Below are 269 nucleotides of genomic sequence, written 5' to 3'. Positions count from 1 at the left end.
GAGCGCTGGGCCGGCGGTCGAAAATCGCCGTTCAACCGCTCGATATCGACTACCCCTTCCATCACACTCTGATCGAGGATGTGAAGGATGATTTTCTCTCAGGCCTGCCGAAAATCAGCCTGCGGCCCGGAGAGTTTGGTTTCCTGTCTACGGTCACGGGCGAAGAATTGAGTGGGAGCCAGCTGGATGGCAATTACTGGTGGCGCAACGCCCGTGAACCAGTCGCCTTCCGCAAGGCCGTGGCCAAAGCATTGGAGCTTGGCTGCAAC

The 269-nt window shown here is 58.4% G+C and carries 1 protein-coding gene; it reads left to right on the top strand.

Features of this window, described 5'->3' with window-relative positions; all coding sequences use genetic code 11:
• The coding region (locus tag SB764_RS40705; RefSeq protein WP_410866857.1) for an acyltransferase domain-containing protein at positions 1-269 on the top strand (269 nt) is incomplete at both ends.

Origin of the sequence: Paraburkholderia sp. SIMBA_027, from assembly GCF_046535315.1 — a bacterium.
In the GTDB taxonomy this organism is placed as follows: domain Bacteria; phylum Pseudomonadota; class Gammaproteobacteria; order Burkholderiales; family Burkholderiaceae; genus Paraburkholderia; species Paraburkholderia tropica.
The sequence above is the reverse complement of the archived record's forward strand: the minus strand, read 5'-3'. Positions and strand labels throughout refer to the sequence as shown.